The following is a 17,302-nucleotide window of genomic DNA, read 5'->3' as shown; positions in this document are numbered from 1 at the left end:
CCACTTTCTGGATAGTGGCATTAGCCACTTCGAAGGCGCAAGCGGTTCGGCGTAATTGGCGAGTCGTCAGGTCAGCGGGTAACCCTGCTCGAAGGCCCAACGGTGCGGCGGGTAGGTGGCTTCGGCGAACTCCAGAGGCCGGTCCTGGAGGTCGAAGACCACGTGATGGACGATGAGGACCGCGGATCCCCGCTCCAGCCGCAGGTCGGTGGCCTCCTCGTCGGTGGCGTCCCGAGCGCACATGCGATCCTCCGCGTAGCTCCCTTGACGCCCCGTCATCCGCTCGACGTACATCAGCGTCCCTTCCTGGATCCGCTCGGGATCCGTGAGCTTGGGCGCCCGCTCGCCGACATCCGGCGCGAACCACGAGGTGGACAGCGTGATCGGGCCGTCCTGGTTGTTGGTCACGCGCCGGCGGTGCACGGCTCGACGATCCTTCACCAGGCCCAGCGCCTCGGCGACGTGGTCCGGAGCCTCCAGCCAGCCGGCGGAAGTGATCACCGCGTACTCGCCGGGCGTGTAGATCTTCCCGGTCTGCCGAGCACGCCCGTACAACTCCCGCGCCCGCCGGTTCACTTCGAGGCTGCGCACGTACGTCCCCGAGCCCTGACGCTTCTCGACCAGGCCCTGATGGCTCAGCGCTTCCAGCGACCGTGCGGCCGTGGGCCGGGACACCTTCCAGTCCGCGGCGAGTTGCCGTTCCGAAGGGACCTCGTCCCCCGGCCGCAGGTCGCCCCGAAGGATCTGATCACGGATGTGGTGAGCGATCTGGAGATACTTCGGTTGAGCCTCTTCGATCTGAGGCATCTCCCCTCCTTGTCCAAGTGGCTATGGCCTTTGGCCACTATAGGGTGAGTGGCCAACACGTGAACCCGTAGTCTGATCGCATGACGCGGTTGATCGTCGCAGCAGGAGGAGGGGGCGACGCAGTCGCCGCCGCCATGCTCCACGCCGCCCTCTACGGCGACCAGGACCAAGCGGTGATCCTCACGTACGCATGGGACCGCCTCCTGATCGACCCGCTACCGGGTCCGCGGCAACCCGCGAACTTCACCGGCCTGCAGCGACTCACCCCGGCCGTCTGGACAGTGCCGGCGCAGGCCCGGCCGATCCCACCAGCAGGTTCCACACTCCCCCGGCTGGCGGCGGAGCTCCCGCACACCTTCGCACTGCTCGACCCCTACCAGGGAGCCGAAGGACTCACCCATCAACTCGAAGATCTGGTAAGTCACTTGGAGCCCGAGTCGATCGATCTCCTGGACGTGGGCGGCGACATCCTCGCTCGCGGCGACGAGCCGACGCTGAGGAGCCCACTCGCCGACGCCCTGGCCCTGGCAGCATGCTGCCAGGTGAACGCGCCTGTGCGGCTGCTGGTCGCAGGGCCGGGCTTGGACGGCGAACTTCTGCCGGCAGACGTGGACGACTTGCTGGGCGACGTTGTGTACACCTTCACCGCCAGCGACGCGGAGGCGATCAACTCGGTTCTGGAGTGGCACCCGTCCGAAGCGACCGGGGTCCTCGCGGCGACGGCCAGGGGTGCGCGAGGCATCTGCGAGATCCGGGATGCGGGGCTCCCCGTACCGCTCACGGACGACAGCCCCACGGTGCACGAGGTCGACCTGGACGACGCCGTCAGCCGCAACCAGTTGGCCCGAGCCATCATGGCGACAGAGCACCTGGACGAGGCCGAGGCCTACAGCCGCGAGATCTGCGGCTACTCGGAGATCGATTACGAGCGCAACAAGGCCCTCTGGCTCAAGGACCAGCAGCCCGCGACTCTGGACCCGTCCGCAATCTGGCCCCAGCTCGACCAGTTCGAGGCCGATGCACGCGCCCGTGGAGTCACCCACACGACGTTCCGCCGCATCACCGAGGCTCTGAACCTCAGCGGCTCCCAGCGCGATGGGCTGCGGCAGCTCCTCATCAACAGCCGGCCGGAGCAGTACGACGCGCCACTGTGGCGCATCCCAACAGTCGCTGAGTAACAATCTTCTTCACGGGTTCAAGGCTCGCTGCGCTCGCTCGGCCGGCGGTCAACGGCGCTCAGCGATCATCGCCAGCCCGACCGCCGCACAGTCCGCCCAAGCGCATCAACGGCCGCTTCCGGCCCACACGCCACCGCCACCACGATCCGGCCTCGGGAGGGGAAAGACGCAACCGCGGTCAGACCTCAACGCCCCGCTTCCGGGGCCACGCCGCACCCCTTTCCACCCGGTTGCCTACACCAGTAGGTCGGATCAACCGAGGGCCGCACCAAGCGCGGCGGCGCCGGCCGGTCGCCGCCGCGCCGCCTCCATGTCTTCGCCACCGGCCGCACGTCGCCGCCCGTCCGTCGCCGCACACAGCGGCCACATTCCAACACGGGCACGGGGGACGAACTGTGATCCCCAACGGTGCAGATCAAAGACACTTTGTGTTACCGAAAGAGGCCGGATCGTGGTGGCGGTGGCACGCGGGCCGACGCTGCCAGATGCACGGGCGTTCGTACGGCCCGCAGATCCCGCACCAGGCCACCGGCCGGACATCGGACGCTGCCATGGGTGTTGCTTTGCTTCTACCTGAACGAAGCTGTGGTCAGAACGAGCCTCCGGCGGGGGATCGGCCGGCACCGGGATGGAGGGGGCGCCGTTCGCGACGGCGGGTCCGTAGTGGTGTGCGCAGGGAGCTCCCATCCCGTCCACCGTCGACCCAGGCAGAGCCGAGCAGACGCGGCCCATGGCGTCCAGGTCGTTCGTACAGTGGCGCGCTCCACCTGGACGCCATGAACCACGCCCGCTCCACGGTGTGTGGGTCGACGGCGGACGGGATGGGAGCTGGGGAGGGTGGTGGTTGAGGTGAGCGGACGCCTGACAGGCTGTCAGTGATGACGCCTACCCTTCCGTCATGCGTAAAGGTGCGATCAGCCGAGACGGTGTCCTCAAGGCCATAGCGGAGTACGACGAGTTGGGTCGGGACAGGTTCCTGTCGGAGTACGGGTATAAGCCGGCGACCGGGTACCTCCTCGTTCACGAGGACGGGACGTACGACTCCAAAGCCATAGCCGGAGTGGCTCACAAGTTTGATCAAGGCCGAGCGCTGAAGCCGGAGGAGTTGAGCGGGGGAAGGTCACACGCCGCCAAGTGGCTCGCCAGACTTGGCTTCGTGATCCGTTCGTCCCGGAATCCCGACTGGACGCGTGACGAGATCATCCTCGCGTGCGATCTGGCGATGACCAACGGCTGGAAGCGGCTGGAGTTCAACGACCCACGTGTAATCGAGCTGTCCGCACTGTTGCAGATCATGCCGATCCATCCCGAGGAAGTGCGTACCGAGCTTTTCCGGAACCCCAACGGCGTGGCTCGCAAGACAGCCGACATCACGTCCCGGCACCCGGACTACCAGGGGAAGCCTACGAATGGGAACGCGCTCGATGTCGAAGTCATGAACGACTTCCTCGCCCGGCCAGCCGAGATGGCGGAGGTAGCCCGGCGCATCCGGGATGGCCTCAACGCAGGCGAATTCCAGGACTTGCATCCGGAGGCCGAAGAGGAAGAAGACGACCACAGCGCACCCGAGGGCAGATTGCTGATCCGCCGACACAAGAGCCGCGAGCGGGACAAGGGACTGCGCAGGAAGAAGATCGATGCCGCCTTGCGTCAGGGCCGCCAGCTCACCTGTGAGGCATGCGGCTTCGACTTCGAGGCGACGTACGGCCCGCGGGGCGCCGGATACATCGAGTGCCATCACGTCGTGCCCCTGCACGAGGCCGGCGAGGGGCGCACCAAACTCAGCGATCTCGCTCTGATCTGCGCAAACTGCCACCGGATGATCCACCGCCGTGCGCCGTGGCCCACACCCGGCGAACTCCGGAACCTCATCCAGGAGACATTCAACGGGGGCGTGGTAGTGCTTCCCTCGCAACAGGCCTCTGATGTTTCTCACCGATCCCTGCAAAGCAATGACGGCCTTACCTGAGATCGGTCAGACTCGCGGCATTGATCCACCAGGAGGCCCCAATGCCCATCAGAACGAACGAGTTCGGGTCGCGCGTCAACATCACCAGGTGCGTAGTGTGCGGAGACGAAGCAGCACACCCTCAGGCGCGCATGGAGAACCCGCATAGCTGGCAGTGCAACGAGTGCGGCACAGTCTTCACGACCGAGGGAAAGGTGCTGGAGTAGGCCGTCCGTCGCTGCCCCAAGACAGGAGCTGCCCGTGATCCCCTCCGCCGACATTGACGTCGACCCTGCGTTCCCCACGGACTTGGCCATGGGCTTGCCCGATGAGGACGACGTGGGCGAAGAGGGCTACGGCTGCTTCCGCGATGTCTGGGTCATGGGGGAGGCGACGCACGAAGAAGCGGTCAGCATGATCGAGGAAGAAAGGCGACTTGTCAGCCTCGTGGATCAGGCAAGCCGCACTCACGCTGGTTTCGAGGCCATGGCCAAGGCGGTCGAGGGCGGCGGACTCGACCACCTGCCAGCTGGCTACGCGGCACAGCACCCGGACAGTGAGCTTGTTCGATTCGTGGGCGACCATGCCGAAGACGGGTCGCCCCTTGACGCTCTTGAACTTGGAGTGGCAGGACTTTCGTACGCCTTGTCGTCTGTCGGGTGCTTCACCGCTGCGAGCTGCCGAAGCCACTACTCCGATCACTCATGGTCTGATCGGCCAGTGATCTTCTTCGCTGCCGAGCGCCCCACCGTCCAATGGCTCACGCCCCTGGTACGCCAAAGCGGCTGTGGCTTCGCAGATGGCAGCCAGCGAGCGGACCGACTACTGATCGTTGAAGCGCCGTCGATCACCAACTTCATGGATCTGGCCAGCAGCATTGTGCAGGAAGTCGAGCGGCAGGGATCTGTCAAGCCCCCCGTTGATGGCTGACACCAATGGCTGACACCAACAGCGACGAACGGAGCCGGACTGGAGCGGTCCCCGGCGACCGTCGTCCTGTCGCCGGGCTGAGGTTCCTCCAACTACCAGGGGTTCCGTGATCGACCTGATAAGGATCAGGCCGTAAGGTGAAAATCCTTGTGCCGGGCGGGCATTGCCCTGAACCGACGGCTGCCGCGCCGTCCGCTCGCCCAGGTCATTTACCCCATCCAGCACAGCGCATGTTCGCTCGGGGACAACACACTCACGTGGACTAAGCGACTTCCTCGATAGCCATCCGCGGAGACGGGCCACGACCATGACCCGGATGCGCTTCCTTTTCCCCGATATGTTCTCGGTAAGCATCCGGAACGGCAATTACGGGCTCCTCGCCGGGAATAACCCGTCGCCGGGGGCGCAACAAACTAGGCCGTCGAGACACAAGTAGCTCTCGTTCCGCCTCGCCCCCTAGCCCCAACTGCGTGATGATTGATCGCCCTAGCACCTCAGCCAGCAGAGGAGGGGTTGCATTTCCTACAACTCGCCGCTGCACTCGCTCAACGCCTGAAAACCGCCAGGCATCAGGGAAACTCTGGAGACGAGCTTGCTCGCGGACAGAAAGCGGTCGATTTTCCCAGTGGAATGGCCCGGTGCTGGGCCCAGGCGAGGCCGGCAGAGTCCAGGACGGGCGATCCTTCGCCAGCTTGAGCAGGAACGACCAATAGCGAGTCCGCCAACCAAAAATCTCTTCTCCGTCACCCCGCGCTGTATGGTGCAGGTAATTCTTTCCTTCGGGAATCGACGGCAACAGTCCGGACCAATATCCGGAAGGTTCAGGTTTTTCCGTCTCCTCCAGATCCCAAAGAGCGTCCCAAGCCCTCACGGGCCTGCCAACATGCGTCGGCTTTGGAAGCACTACGTCTTGACCTTCGCGGTAAGCAATCGCGATGGCCCTCTGCCTGTGCTGTGGGACACCATACTCAGCAGAATCGACAATTCTCCATGACAAGTCATAATTCGTACCGTGCTTCCTATTGATGCTGTCGAGCCGTTCCATGACAACATCAATGGCACTCTCTCTGCCCTGGAGGAATCCAGAAACATTCTCAATGAGTAGCGCCTTCGGAAGAAAGTCGTCTATCAGATCGAACATGCCGTGGATGCTCTGCGCTCGCGGATCACGCATTCCAGCGCGAGCCCCCCTGTTCCACTGCGCGGCCTTAGAAAATGGCTGGCAGGGAGGCCCCCCAGCAATAAGATCCAGTTCGCCCCGCTTCAGCCCAAGCTCCGCTGGACGCAGCCAACTTGCCGCAACAGCCACATCACCGTCGGCGGGGAGCCACCATGATGGTCGATTTGCGCGCAGAACAGCTTGTGCATCACTGTCGGTCTCCAGACATGCAACGGTCGCAAGCCCTGCACGCTCAAGGCCGATGTCTAGGCCGCCAGCACCCGTAAATAGGGATAGAACACGCCCAAAGGGTCTGCGCGCCCGCACCTGGTCAGCCTCCTGTGGCCTCGGTAAGCCTCCGTGTCGAGCTCACAGTATCTGAGACCTGGTTGTCAAGTGACCTGGTCGTTTGTCGAGCGCGCAGCTCCACAACTTCGTGTTCCCTTAGTGATCAAGCTGCCGGGGGACCGTGTACACCTCATACGCTGCACCGCTGACATGCCCCTCCCCGACCTGGCGAGTACAGAGCGAACGCAGCGACTTCCACAGCAAAGCGGCGTGGTAGTCCTCCAGCTCCGCCGGCAACGCGTCCAGCAGAGATCGCGCGCAGACAACGATGAGCCGCTCCTGGGCCCTGCTGAAGGCGACGTTCGACCGGTTGAGATCGAGCAGGAAACGCGCATTTGATGCGATAGCTGCAGGATCGCTCGCCGTTCCGCTCACAACGATGGTCGGCCTCTCACCACCCTGCAGCCGCTCCACAGTGTCGATCACTCCCACAGCCGGGTTGGAGATGTGGGCCGAGAGCATAGAACGCTGCGCCCTGTGTGGCGTGATGATGGCGACGCTATCCGTGGGTAGCGAAGTGTTCGAGGCCAGTACCTGTTGAATGATTTCAAGCTCGACCGTATTGCTCTGCCTCGACGACTTGTCGTCATGCAAAACAAGGTACAGTCCTGTATCCCCACGCCAAACCCTCTCCAGCCCTTGACGATCGGCGTCTTCGTCCACCTCGCTGTCGATAACCGACGCTTCCTTGAGGCTCTTGAGTTCAATCTCGTCAAGACGGTAGAGACGAGCGATTACTTCAGTAATCAACGGCGGTAGGCGGAATGTCAGCTCAAGCGCCGAGCGGCGCACGGCATGAGGTCCAACATCTTCACGGGCCCCAATTCCACGCAAAGCGTTGAAGGCACTCGAAAACGGCTGATACACAACAGATGGGGGACGATCTTCGTGATCCCAGTCATGCGCAACAATCGGCTCCAACTGACGATGGTCGCCGGCCACGAGTACATCGCCATCCGGAGACACCAACGTGGCCAGAGCCAAGAAGTGGGGGAGCACCATCATCGAGCCCTCATCGACGACGAGCAAGGGAACTGAGAAACCTCCCCTGCTTTGCCATGTCGCCTTAGTGTTCAAATTCTTTGCCATTTTAAGTAGCGCGGCTGTTGTACCTCCCAGAACCACAACTCCGCTCTTACTAAGCTTCTTAATGGCGTTGGTGCTCGAAGTGGAGATAATGTCCGTCGCACCGAACGAATTTCCTGTCGCCGGAATCTCCGTCGAGTGGATTCGACCGATCTTGATATCCGGAATTACTGCGCCAGCCTCTTCGCCAGCCGCACGCACTTCCGGAAGCACTCGCTGCAGACGCTCCAACAACGTGTCGACCGCGGCATGCGTATGTGCCGCCACCAAGACAACATCGCCGGCCTGCAAACGATGAGCAGCCCGAATTGCAATTGCGACGCTGGTCGTCTGGGTCTTTCCCGTTCCAGGCGGACCTTGCAGTACCTGCATGCGCGTGTCAAGTCCTTCGATCACCGCCTGCGCTTGGTCCGAGGACAGTCCGAAACCAGTCTGGAATTCGATACCTTCGACGACCGCCTGCCATTGCACTGTTTCGGCTGGCGTCAGCGGTGAACGAGGAGTGACTCGCGGTCGCTCAGGGTCGAGCCATGGATAGACATGCGAGCCGACTGCACTCGTAAGCCGATCTTCGACCCTGCCAGCCACATAGTCCGAAGGTGACTCGTCCAGTGTCGCGAAGTCAAAGACAAGCTCAGGGTCTCGACTGTATCCCCCTTGCAGGACGTAACGAGACTCCGGATTAAAGAACTCCTCGATCTCAATTTCCCCACTAGTCCAATCGATGACCTTGATCGTGCCCGTGCGTCCCCCTTTACGTAGCTGCCGGATGCTTTGGCCGCGGTACACATCTTCACTACACGGATTGATCCGGCACATCGACCCTACTTGGAATGGCGACCTGTTCCGGAGCTCTTCGAGTTCCAACCCGTATTCTGCCGGAACGATTGTGGCCGTCAGGCGCCCCCTCCCCAAGCTTTGCACTCCGGCAAGCGGCAGCGTCCGCCCCGTCGGGACACGAGATGCCGGTGGCTGAATGTTGGTTGCCGTCCAGTCATTCAATTTCACAAAGTGATCAAGGCGCAGAAAGTCGATACCAGCAGCAGCGACATCATTGACTCCCAGAGTGAACCGCCGGAGATCCGCAACCTGTAGCGTCGGCTTCAGGATATCGGGATTCTTAAAAGCAATAGCTTCCTCAACCCATCGAAGCGCAAGAATGCGAGCTTTCAGGTATTCCTTCAGCATGCCGATCTCACCGGCTTGCTGGTAGCGCCTGATCGCATTCCGCGTGTTCGCCGGAATATCAATGGCGGCGTTGTCAGGATCCGGCAGCGTGTCCCAAGCCGCATGCCAATATGGGGCGGGGAGACTGTCATGAAACCGACTCCGGATTTCAAAGCGATGCGACAAAACTGAATCTTTCGCATCCTTGGCCCAATTTCCCTGACCGTCAATCCCGAGGCTGGTTTTGAAGTCGAAGATGTCCTGCGTAAATACCTGGTCCAGATCTACTTCCTGACCCGCAACGCGTCGACGCCAATGATAAGAACGTCCAAACCAGGGCAGGGAGGTGACAACAGAGAGACCTCGCCCCGTCCAGCCCAGGGCGTATCGACTGTTCACCTCGTCTTGCACGCAGGAGTAGATGAGCTGCTCCAGGCTCTCCCTGCAACCCAGCAGCTCTCGAAGTGCGCTCAACAATTTCCCACTGGTGCGCGAGCAGGCTTCAACGAGCCTGCTCATCTCGCTACGAGACCACACATAGAAGTGCAACTTGACGTCTCCACCGTCCGAAATTTCGGCGATGGCAGTTGTTAGGTCGCTGAAGAACGATTGTAGAATCTGACGTTCGGAACCCGTGTCGGAGAGATATTCCCCGCTCCATTCGGAAGACTGAAAGTGAACGATCGACTGTCCCTGCACCGGCCGCGGATCGCTCCATTGCTTCTGGCCGTTGGAGTCGACTGTGCGCACCCGCTCGACGACATCCGGGCTCGGCTTCCGGGTCTCACCCTGTACATCAATCCATGGGGTATGGATAGCGCCGTCACTCTTCGTGATGTGCGCCGCGACCGCTCCGATTCGATTCTCTGTGTAATCGTAGTCGACTGAGAGGTAGATTCGAACTACCCTCTGGCCATCCTGCTCATATTCTGGAAGCTGACTCGTCGGGGAGGGACTATAAGCTTGGACACGGAAGTTGTCAGGGTTTTCGTTTCCACCTGGCAACGTTGACCGTCGAGCAGCTGCAAGGGTGCGCAACCGTTCGACCGGTTCGGTGAATCCAGGGTCTGCGCGAACAACACGGGCACGAGGGTCATCGGAATCAATCTCTGCGAGTTCATCGATTGTTCGGATTCCGGCTTGTCGTAGCGCAGCAGCTGTCGGTGCGCTGATTCCCAACAGCTCGTGCCTCCTCTGTCGGGCACTCTCTGTCAAACAGTCAACACTGAAGACACAGCCGTCACACTTGGCATCGAGCTGGTAGCCAAGGTCGTCGAGTTCGGTTCCCATGATCCCGGCAAGAGTCCCATCGCCGGCTACAAGCCTCAGGGCATCTGCCTCTTCGAGGGACAGGTCCAACGGCACCAGAGTCATAATCTGCTGTCGCTCGTTGGTTTCCGCATCGATCCGCGCTACAACACATTCGACGCGCTCGGGGTCGAGGCGCTCGCCAGCAATCGTCAACGGATGAGAAGCGAGCCTCTCCTTGATCAACAGGGCATAGAAGGCGACTTGCAGCCGCTGATAGGTCCTGTCCCGACGGCTGGCCTTGCACTCGACCACCCGCAGCACTGGCCGGCCACCCTGCCACAGGAGCACAAGGAAGTCGGCTCTGCCTTCAACATCAAAGGCACCCAAACTGCCGACCAAGCGGATCTCGCGGCCATACGCGGCGTGCTGGCCCTCCAAGCCCTCCAGAGCAGCCGCAAAATCGGCCCACGAGGGGAAGGCGCCAGTCTCCTCAACACTGGGCATATGCGGTGCAACGTCGCTGAACCCGGCTTCCTGCAGCTCCTGTTCCCAGTGGCTCTCCTGCTCCTTGCCGCGTGCGGACAGGACGTAGTCCAGCGGGTTGAAGAGACGCTCAGCGAAGGGAAGGCGGCGTGTGAGCCGTCGACGGTTGGAGTCCAACTTGAATCGCCGCTGACACGACTGGTGACGAACGAACTCACCGATCTCGGATACTCGCACCTGGGGGCGAACCGCCCCCGTCGAGACCGCACTTGACTCCTGCACTGCCCAGCCCCTCCCGTACCGACCTTGCTCGAAGTCTAGGCACGGGGTGTGACAACGTGACCTGTCCTACGGACTATTCGTGGACAGAGGGAAGGGCAGGAGCAGCACTGAGCGTGCTGACCAGCGCATCCTTGAACGACCGGACCGGCCTCCGGAGCCGTGTGCGCAGGTTCGAATCCTGCCGGGGGCACCTCGAAGAAGGTGCCCAAAGACCCCGCCACCAGCGAGAACGCTGAGGACGGGGTCTTCGCGTGCATGCAGGCGTATGCGGCTCAAAGCGACCGCACCTCGTGCCCGGAACCGGCCAGAGGCGAACGTCCTCGTGAGGGAAGCGGCCGGCGGCGCTCTCCTCGTGTCCTCGCCCGTCGGCCCGCCCCGGGTGAGGACCGATCAAGGACGCCCCGGGGAGTGGTCCCCCTAGCGTCGCCGGCATGACAGGACTGATCGTCGGCCGGAGGGAAAGCGATGGGTAGGACACTCGCGGAGAAGGTCTGGGACGATCATGTCGTCCGGCGCGCCGAGGGCGAGCCCGATCTCCTCTTCATCGATCTCCACCTGCTGCACGAGGTGACGAGCCCGCAGGCGTTCGACGGTCTTCGTCAGAACGGGCGGCGGGTGCGGCGGCTGGATCTCACCATCGCGACCGAGGACCACAACACCCCGACCCTGGACATCGACAAGCCGATCGCGGACCCGGTCTCGCGTGCGCAGCTGGAGACGTTGCGGAAGAACTGTGCGGAGTTCGGGGTGCGGCTGCATCCGCTGGGGGACGTGGAGCAGGGCGTGGTCCATGTGGTGGGGCCGCAGCTGGGGCTGACCCAGCCGGGCACCACGGTGGTGTGCGGTGACTCCCACACCTCCACCCACGGCGCGTTCGGCGCGCTGGCGTTCGGGATCGGCACCTCCCAGGTCGAGCACGTCCTGGCCACCCAGACCCTGCCGATGGCCCGCCCGAGGACCATGGCGATCACCGTCGAGGGGAACCTGCCCGACGGCGTCACCGCCAAGGACCTCATCCTGGCCATCATCGCCAGGATCGGCACCGGCGGCGGCCAGGGCTACATCCTGGAGTACCGCGGCAGCGCCATCGAGCAGCTCTCGATGGAAGCCCGCATGACCATCTGCAACATGTCCATCGAAGCCGGCGCCCGCGCGGGCATGATCGCCCCCGACCAGACCACCTTCGACTACCTCAAGGGACGCGACCACGCCCCCACCGGCGAGGACTGGGACGCCGCGGTCGCCTACTGGAAGACCCTGCGCACCGACGACGACGCCGTCTTCGACGCCGAGGTGTTCATCGACGCCGCCGAACTGGCCCCGTTCGTCACCTGGGGCACCAACCCCGGCCAGGGCGCACCCCTGTCCGCACACGTCCCCGACCCCGCATCGTACGAGGACGCATCGGAACGCACCGCGGCCGAAAAGGCCCTGGAATACATGGGGTTGACCGCCGGACAGGCCCTGCGCGACATCAAGGTCGACACCGTCTTCGTAGGCTCCTGCACCAACGGCCGTATCGAGGACCTCCGCGCCGCCGCCTCGATCCTCCAGGGCCGCAAAGTCACCGACGGCGTACGGATGCTCGTCGTCCCCGGCTCCGTCCGCGTCGCCCTCCAGGCCGTCGAGGAAGGCCTCGACAAGGTCTTCAAGGAAGCCGGCGCCGAATGGCGACACGCGGGCTGCTCGATGTGCCTGGGCATGAACCCCGACCAGCTCGCCCCCGGCGAACGCTCCGCCTCCACCTCCAACCGCAACTTCGAAGGCCGCCAGGGCAAGGGCGGACGCACCCACCTCGTCTCCCCCCAGGTCGCCGCCGCCACCGCCGTCCTCGGCCACCTCGCCTCACCCGCCGACCTCACCGACCAGCCCGCCACCCCCACGCCCGCCGGAGTCTGACCATGGAAGCCTTCACCACCCACACCGGCCGGGCCGTCCCACTGCGCCGCAGCAACGTCGACACCGACCAGATCATCCCCGCCCACTGGCTCAAGAAGGTCACCCGCGACGGCTTCGAGGACGGCCTGTTCGAGGCCTGGCGCAAGAACACCGACTTCATCCTCAACCAGCCCGAACGCCACGGCGCCACCGTCCTGGTCGCCGGCCCCGACTTCGGCACCGGCTCCTCCCGCGAACACGCCGTCTGGGCCCTGCAGAACTACGGCTTCAAAACCGTCATCTCCTCCCGCTTCGCCGACATCTTCCGCGGCAACTCCCTCAAGAACGGCCTCCTCACCGTCGTCCTCCCCCAGGACACCGTCGACCGCCTCTGGGAACTCACCGAAACCGACCCGACCACCGAAGTCACCGTCGACCTCGAACAACGCCAGGTCCGCGCCCCCGGCATCACCGCCGACTTCGAACTCGACGAGAACGCCCGATGGCGACTCCTCAACGGCCTCGACGACATCAGCCTCACCCTTCAGAACGAAGCCGACATCGCCACCTACGAAGCAACCAGACCCACCCACAAACCCCGCACGGTCCGTGCCGAGCCCCGGGTGATCGACCTCGCGGTGGTGCCGGGGGACGGCATCGGCCGGGCGGTCGTCGCGCAGGGCCTGAAGGTTCTGCGGGCGGTCCTCCCGCACAACGTGAAGCTGGAGACCACGGAGTACGACCTCGGCGCAGCCCGCTGGCACCGCACCGGGGAGACGCTTCCCGACGCGGAACTGGACGCGCTGCGGCAGCACGACGCGATTCTTCTGGGCGCGATCGGCGACCCGTCGGTGCCGTCCGGGGTGCTGGAGCGAGGGCTGTTGCTGAAGCTGCGGTTCGCGTTCGACCACTTCGTCAACCTGCGGCCGTCGAGGCTGTTCCCGAACACCCCGACGCCGCTGGCGGGACGTCCCCGGATCGATTTCGTGGTGGTACGGGAGGGGACGGAGGGCCCGTACACGGGCAACGGTGGCTCCCTGCGCGCCGGCACCCCCGCCGAGGTGGCCACCGAAATCAGTGTGAACACCGCGTTCGGAGTGGAGCGCGTGGTGCGGGACGCCTTCGCGCGGGCTGCGGCACGGCCGCGCAAGAAGCTGACCCTGGTGCACAAGAACAACGTCCTCGTGCACGCAGGGCGGCTGTGGACGGACGTCTTCGACCGGGTGGCTGCCGAGTATCCGCAGGTGACGACCGACTATCTGCATGTCGACGCCGCGACGATCTTCCTCGTGACGCAGCCCGAGCGGTTCGACGTGATCGTCACGGACAACCTCTTCGGTGACATCCTCACGGACCTGGCGGCCGCCGTGAGCGGCGGGATCGGCCTGGCCGCCTCGGGCAACATCGATCCCTCCGGCACGTATCCGTCGATGTTCGAGCCCGTTCACGGCTCCGCTCCGGACATCGCCGGCACCGGCAAGGCCGACCCGACGGCGGCGGTCCTGTCCGTGGCCCTGATGCTGCGGCACCTGGGCATGGAACCCGAAGCGGCGCGGATCGAGGACGCGGTCCGCGGTGACCTCGCCGAACGCGACGAGGTCTTCCGTACGACGGAGGAGATCGGCGACGCGCTGGCGGTACGCGCCGCGCGGTGACGGTGCCGCCGCGCGCGGCCCGGCCCCCCGCGGTACGCGCCGCGCGGTGACGGGCTCCGCCCGTCGACACCCGGACCCGCGTGCCGTCCTGGCTTCCCCCCAGCCGCCAGGGCGGCACGCGTATTTCGGTGGGAGCGGCCGCCGGGTGGGGCAGTTCCTCGTCCCGGCTTCACCTCGTACCGGCAGCTCCTCGTACCGGCATCACCTCGTCCCGGCATCTCTCGTCCCGGCGGCTCCTCGTCCCGGCCCGCCGGAGGCGGTCCCGCAGGGGGACGGTCCGGGGAGCAGGCCGCGCCGGTTCGGGCCGCATCATCGCGGGCCGTGTCGGGCCGTGGAGAGGTCCGGGGCTGCACAGCCCTCCACCGAGTACCGGACGTGTTCTCCGGGACGCCCGGTGACCGTCACGCCGCACGCGGCGGCTCCGGTGAAATCCGCGCGCCCGCCGAAGTACCGATCGCGAACTGCAGGATCAACTCCTCGCCCCACCGCGGCCTTTCCCTTGAAGGACCGCCTTTCCTCATGCACGATGGAATACATGATGAACGAGCCGGTGAATCTCCAGAAGACTCTCGATTCCTTCAGCGAGTTGTGGAGTCCCAGAATTGTCGCCCAGTTCAATGACTACGACGTCAGGGTCGCGAAATTCCATGGCGAATACATATGGCATTCCCACCGGGACACGGACGAGCTGTTCCTGGTGGTGTCCGGGCGCCTGGTGATCCACCTGCGCGAGGCCGGCGCGGAGCGCTCGGTCACCCTCGAACAGGGCGACACCTACGTGGTGCCGCGCGGTACGGAGCACAAGCCGGTGGCCGAGGCGGAGTCCCACATCCTGATGGTGGAACCCACCGGCACTCTGACGGTCGGGGACACCCACGAGGAGATCCCCGACCATGTGGATGCCACCACGGGTCACCGCCTCGGCTGAGTACGTTCCCACGAGACATCGAAGTGCCGGTCCGCACACGTGAAGTGCGGACCGGCACCGGTCTTTTCAGCGAACCGTTCGGCAGGGCTTCGCGAGCACCCTGTCCGGCCCTTTCGCCGGCCCTTTCGCCGGCCCTTTCGCCGGCCCTATCGCCGGCCCTTTCACCGCGGTCGCACGGTGGCGGCACGTGACAGTGCCGCCGACACCTCGGACACCACTTCCTCCTCGCATTCCCGCAGATAGTGGTGCCCGCCGGGGAAGAGCCGCACCCGCGTGGACGCGGTGGTGGCCTCGGCCCAGACGGGAAGTTCCCCGACCGGGCAGGTGTCGTCGTCCTCGCCGCCCAGCACCGTCAGCGGCGCCCGTAGCGGTACGAGCCGCTCCGGGCGGTACCGGTCCAGCAGCGCCAGGTCCGCCCGCAGCGGAGGCAGGATGAGCGGGAGCAGGGCCGTGTGGTCGTACACCGCGGCGTCGGGACCGCCCAGCCGGCGCATGGCGGCGACGAGTTCGTCGTCGGTCAGCCGGTGCCGGTGTTCGCCGTCGATCCGGTGCGGCGCGGGCCGGGCGGAGACGAAGACGTGGTCCATCACGAAGCCGTCAGTGCGTTCCAGCCGTCCGGCCACCTCGTAGGCCAGCCCGGTTCCCATGCTGTGCCCGAAGAGGAGCATCGGGCGGTCCAGCAGCGGGCGCAGCGCCTCGGCCAGCAGGTCCGCCATCCCGGCCATCTCTCGGACCGGTTCCTCGGCGATCCGGTCCTGCCGTCCGGGGTACTGCACGGCGATCAGTTCCGTTCCGGCGGGCAGCAGGCCGGCCCAGCCGGCGAAGGACCCCGCGGTGCCGCCGGCGTGCGGGAGGCAGACCAGCCGGGTCCGCACGGCCCCCCGGACCGGGTGACGGCGCAGCCATCGGTCCGCGGGGCTCATGCCCCGCCCCGCTCTGCGCGCATTTCGGTGAGGGCCTCGGCCAGCCGGTCGATGCCCTCCGCGACGGCCCACTCGTTGGGACTGAGACTCAGCCGGACGCAGCGCCGCCCGTGAGTACGCAGGAAGGGCGTGTCCAGGGGCGCCACGAAGAAGTGACGGCCGGGCACGACGAACATCTTCTTCCGCTTGAGCAGTTCGTACAGTTCGAGGTCGTCGAACCATTCGTGGTCGATGTTCAGCCAGCAGAACATGCCGCCGTCGCTCGAGTGCAACCGCCAGTTCAGCCGCTCGGGCAGCGCCTCGGTGAGCAGTGCCTCGGCCATCGCCCGCTTGGCCTTGTAGTAGGGCTTGATGTGCCGGGTCGTCAGGACGTCCATCTGACGTGTCGCCAGGGCCCGTTCGGCGGTGGCCTGGAGCAGCTGCGGGCCGTGCAGGGACGAGTTGGCGATGAAGGAGACCATGGGGTCGATCAGTTCGGCGGGGCCGATGGCGAAGGCGATCCGTTCGCCCGGCAGTCCGGCCTTGGAGAACGTGAAGAGGTTGATCACGTGGGGGTGCAGGACCGGGGCGATCCGGGTCTGCGCCACGCCGGGGAAGGGCTCGCCGTAGGCGTGGTCGACGACGAGGGGTACGTCGTGCCGTTCGGCCGTCTCGACCAGTGTCTTGAGCTCGGCGCTGTCGAGACTGCTGCCGGTCGGGTTCGCGGGGCTGGACAGCAGCATCATGCCCATGCTGCTCTGCCGGTCGAGGGCCTCCGTGTCCACCGCGTAGCGGAAGGAGTGGGGCCCTTCCTCGATGACGAGCGGTTCGATGCCGACGATGCCGCCGGGGTCCATGGCCAGTCCCTGGTACCCGGTGTAGTCCGGCATCCGCGGCAGGACCAGGGGCCGGATCCGGCCGTCGTCGCCCGGGCCGGTGAAGAGGGCCGCCGCGACGAACGACAGCATCTGGCTGCCGGGGCCGACGACGATGTTCTCCGGGCCGATCGACCAGCCGTAGGTGAGGTTGAAGTACTCGGCCACGGCCTCGACGAGACCGCTGGTGCCGCGCGAGGGACCGTACTGGGTGCTGGACTCCACGAACCGCTCGTGCAGGACCTCCTGGGTGAGCCGTTGCCAGGCCGACACGACCTCGGGGATGTGCGAGGGGTTCCCGGGGCTGAGGTTCAGCCAGCGGCCGTCACCGACGTCCGGGCCTGCGGCGGCGATGTCCTCCATGATGCTGCGGATGCCCGACAGACGGGTCATCTGCCGGCCCCGGCTCGATAGCTGCACTGAGG

The 17,302-nt window shown here is 65.0% G+C and carries 11 protein-coding genes and 1 pseudogene; 7 read left to right on the top strand and 5 right to left on the bottom strand.

The window, feature by feature from the left end:
• Positions 1-66: 66 nt before the first annotated feature.
• Positions 67-807: a GntR family transcriptional regulator gene (locus tag QRN89_RS23730; protein ID WP_290351412.1), complete on the bottom strand. Its 741-nt coding sequence runs from the start codon at positions 805-807 to the stop codon at positions 67-69.
• A gap of 80 nt (positions 808-887) precedes the next feature.
• Between QRN89_RS23730 and QRN89_RS23725 the strand changes: the two genes are divergently transcribed.
• From QRN89_RS23725 to QRN89_RS23715, 3 genes are all read left to right on the top strand, one after another.
• Positions 888-1,985 (top strand): DUF1152 domain-containing protein, encoded by a 1,098-nt coding sequence (locus QRN89_RS23725; protein WP_290351411.1) that lies wholly within the window; start codon positions 888-890, stop codon positions 1,983-1,985.
• A gap of 898 nt (positions 1,986-2,883) precedes the next feature.
• Positions 2,884-3,954 (top strand): HNH endonuclease, encoded by a 1,071-nt coding sequence (locus QRN89_RS23720; protein ID WP_290351410.1) that lies wholly within the window; start codon positions 2,884-2,886, stop codon positions 3,952-3,954.
• A 240-nt stretch (positions 3,955-4,194) separates the two neighbouring features.
• Positions 4,195-4,863 carry a hypothetical protein gene (locus tag QRN89_RS23715; RefSeq protein ID WP_290351409.1) on the top strand — a complete coding sequence of 223 codons (669 nt, stop codon included), beginning with the start codon at positions 4,195-4,197 and terminating at the stop codon, positions 4,861-4,863.
• Positions 4,864-5,125: 262 nt separating this feature from the next.
• On the opposite strand, the gene QRN89_RS23710 is transcribed toward QRN89_RS23715, so the two are convergent.
• Both QRN89_RS23710 and QRN89_RS23705 read right to left on the bottom strand, forming a co-directional pair.
• Positions 5,126-6,349 carry a DNA cytosine methyltransferase gene (locus QRN89_RS23710; RefSeq protein ID WP_290351408.1) on the bottom strand — a complete coding sequence of 408 codons (1,224 nt, stop codon included), beginning with the start codon at positions 6,347-6,349 and terminating at the stop codon, positions 5,126-5,128.
• A gap of 117 nt (positions 6,350-6,466) precedes the next feature.
• Positions 6,467-10,594 (bottom strand): AAA domain-containing protein, encoded by a 4,128-nt coding sequence (locus QRN89_RS23705; protein WP_494478360.1) that lies wholly within the window; start codon positions 10,592-10,594, stop codon positions 6,467-6,469.
• Positions 10,595-11,104: 510 nt separating this feature from the next.
• Here QRN89_RS23705 and leuC point away from each other — a divergent pair.
• From leuC to QRN89_RS23685, 4 genes and pseudogenes are all read left to right on the top strand, one after another.
• Complete coding sequence (leuC, locus tag QRN89_RS23700) at positions 11,105-12,538, top strand: 3-isopropylmalate dehydratase large subunit (RefSeq protein WP_290351406.1); 1,434 nt, start codon at positions 11,105-11,107, stop codon at positions 12,536-12,538.
• A 2-nt stretch (positions 12,539-12,540) separates the two neighbouring features.
• Positions 12,541-13,131, top strand: a pseudogene (leuD, locus tag QRN89_RS23695) (3-isopropylmalate dehydratase small subunit); the annotation flags it as partial.
• A 9-nt stretch (positions 13,132-13,140) separates the two neighbouring features.
• Positions 13,141-14,172 carry a 3-isopropylmalate dehydrogenase gene (locus QRN89_RS23690; protein ID WP_290353833.1) on the top strand — a complete coding sequence of 344 codons (1,032 nt, stop codon included), beginning with the start codon at positions 13,141-13,143 and terminating at the stop codon, positions 14,170-14,172.
• Positions 14,173-14,707: 535 nt separating this feature from the next.
• Positions 14,708-15,100 (top strand): cupin domain-containing protein, encoded by a 393-nt coding sequence (locus QRN89_RS23685; protein ID WP_290351405.1) that lies wholly within the window; start codon positions 14,708-14,710, stop codon positions 15,098-15,100.
• A gap of 161 nt (positions 15,101-15,261) precedes the next feature.
• Here the strand turns inward: QRN89_RS23685 and QRN89_RS23680 are convergent, their stop codons facing one another.
• Together QRN89_RS23680 and QRN89_RS23675 are read right to left on the bottom strand one after the other, a co-directional pair.
• Positions 15,262-16,023 (bottom strand): thioesterase II family protein, encoded by a 762-nt coding sequence (locus QRN89_RS23680; RefSeq protein WP_290351404.1) that lies wholly within the window; start codon positions 16,021-16,023, stop codon positions 15,262-15,264.
• Entirely contained in the window at positions 16,020-17,270 is a 1,251-nt protein-coding gene (locus QRN89_RS23675) for an aminotransferase class I/II-fold pyridoxal phosphate-dependent enzyme (RefSeq protein WP_290351403.1), read from the bottom strand. Before QRN89_RS23675 ends, QRN89_RS23680 begins: the two co-directional genes overlap by 4 nt.
• Positions 17,271-17,302: the final 32 nt, after the last annotated feature.

The sequence above is a fragment of the Streptomyces sp. HUAS CB01 genome (genome assembly GCF_030406905.1).
Taxonomy (GTDB): Bacteria; Actinomycetota; Actinomycetes; order Streptomycetales; family Streptomycetaceae; genus Streptomyces; species Streptomyces chengbuensis.
Note: the sequence above shows the minus strand (reverse complement) of the source record. Positions and strands in the feature narration are given on the sequence as shown.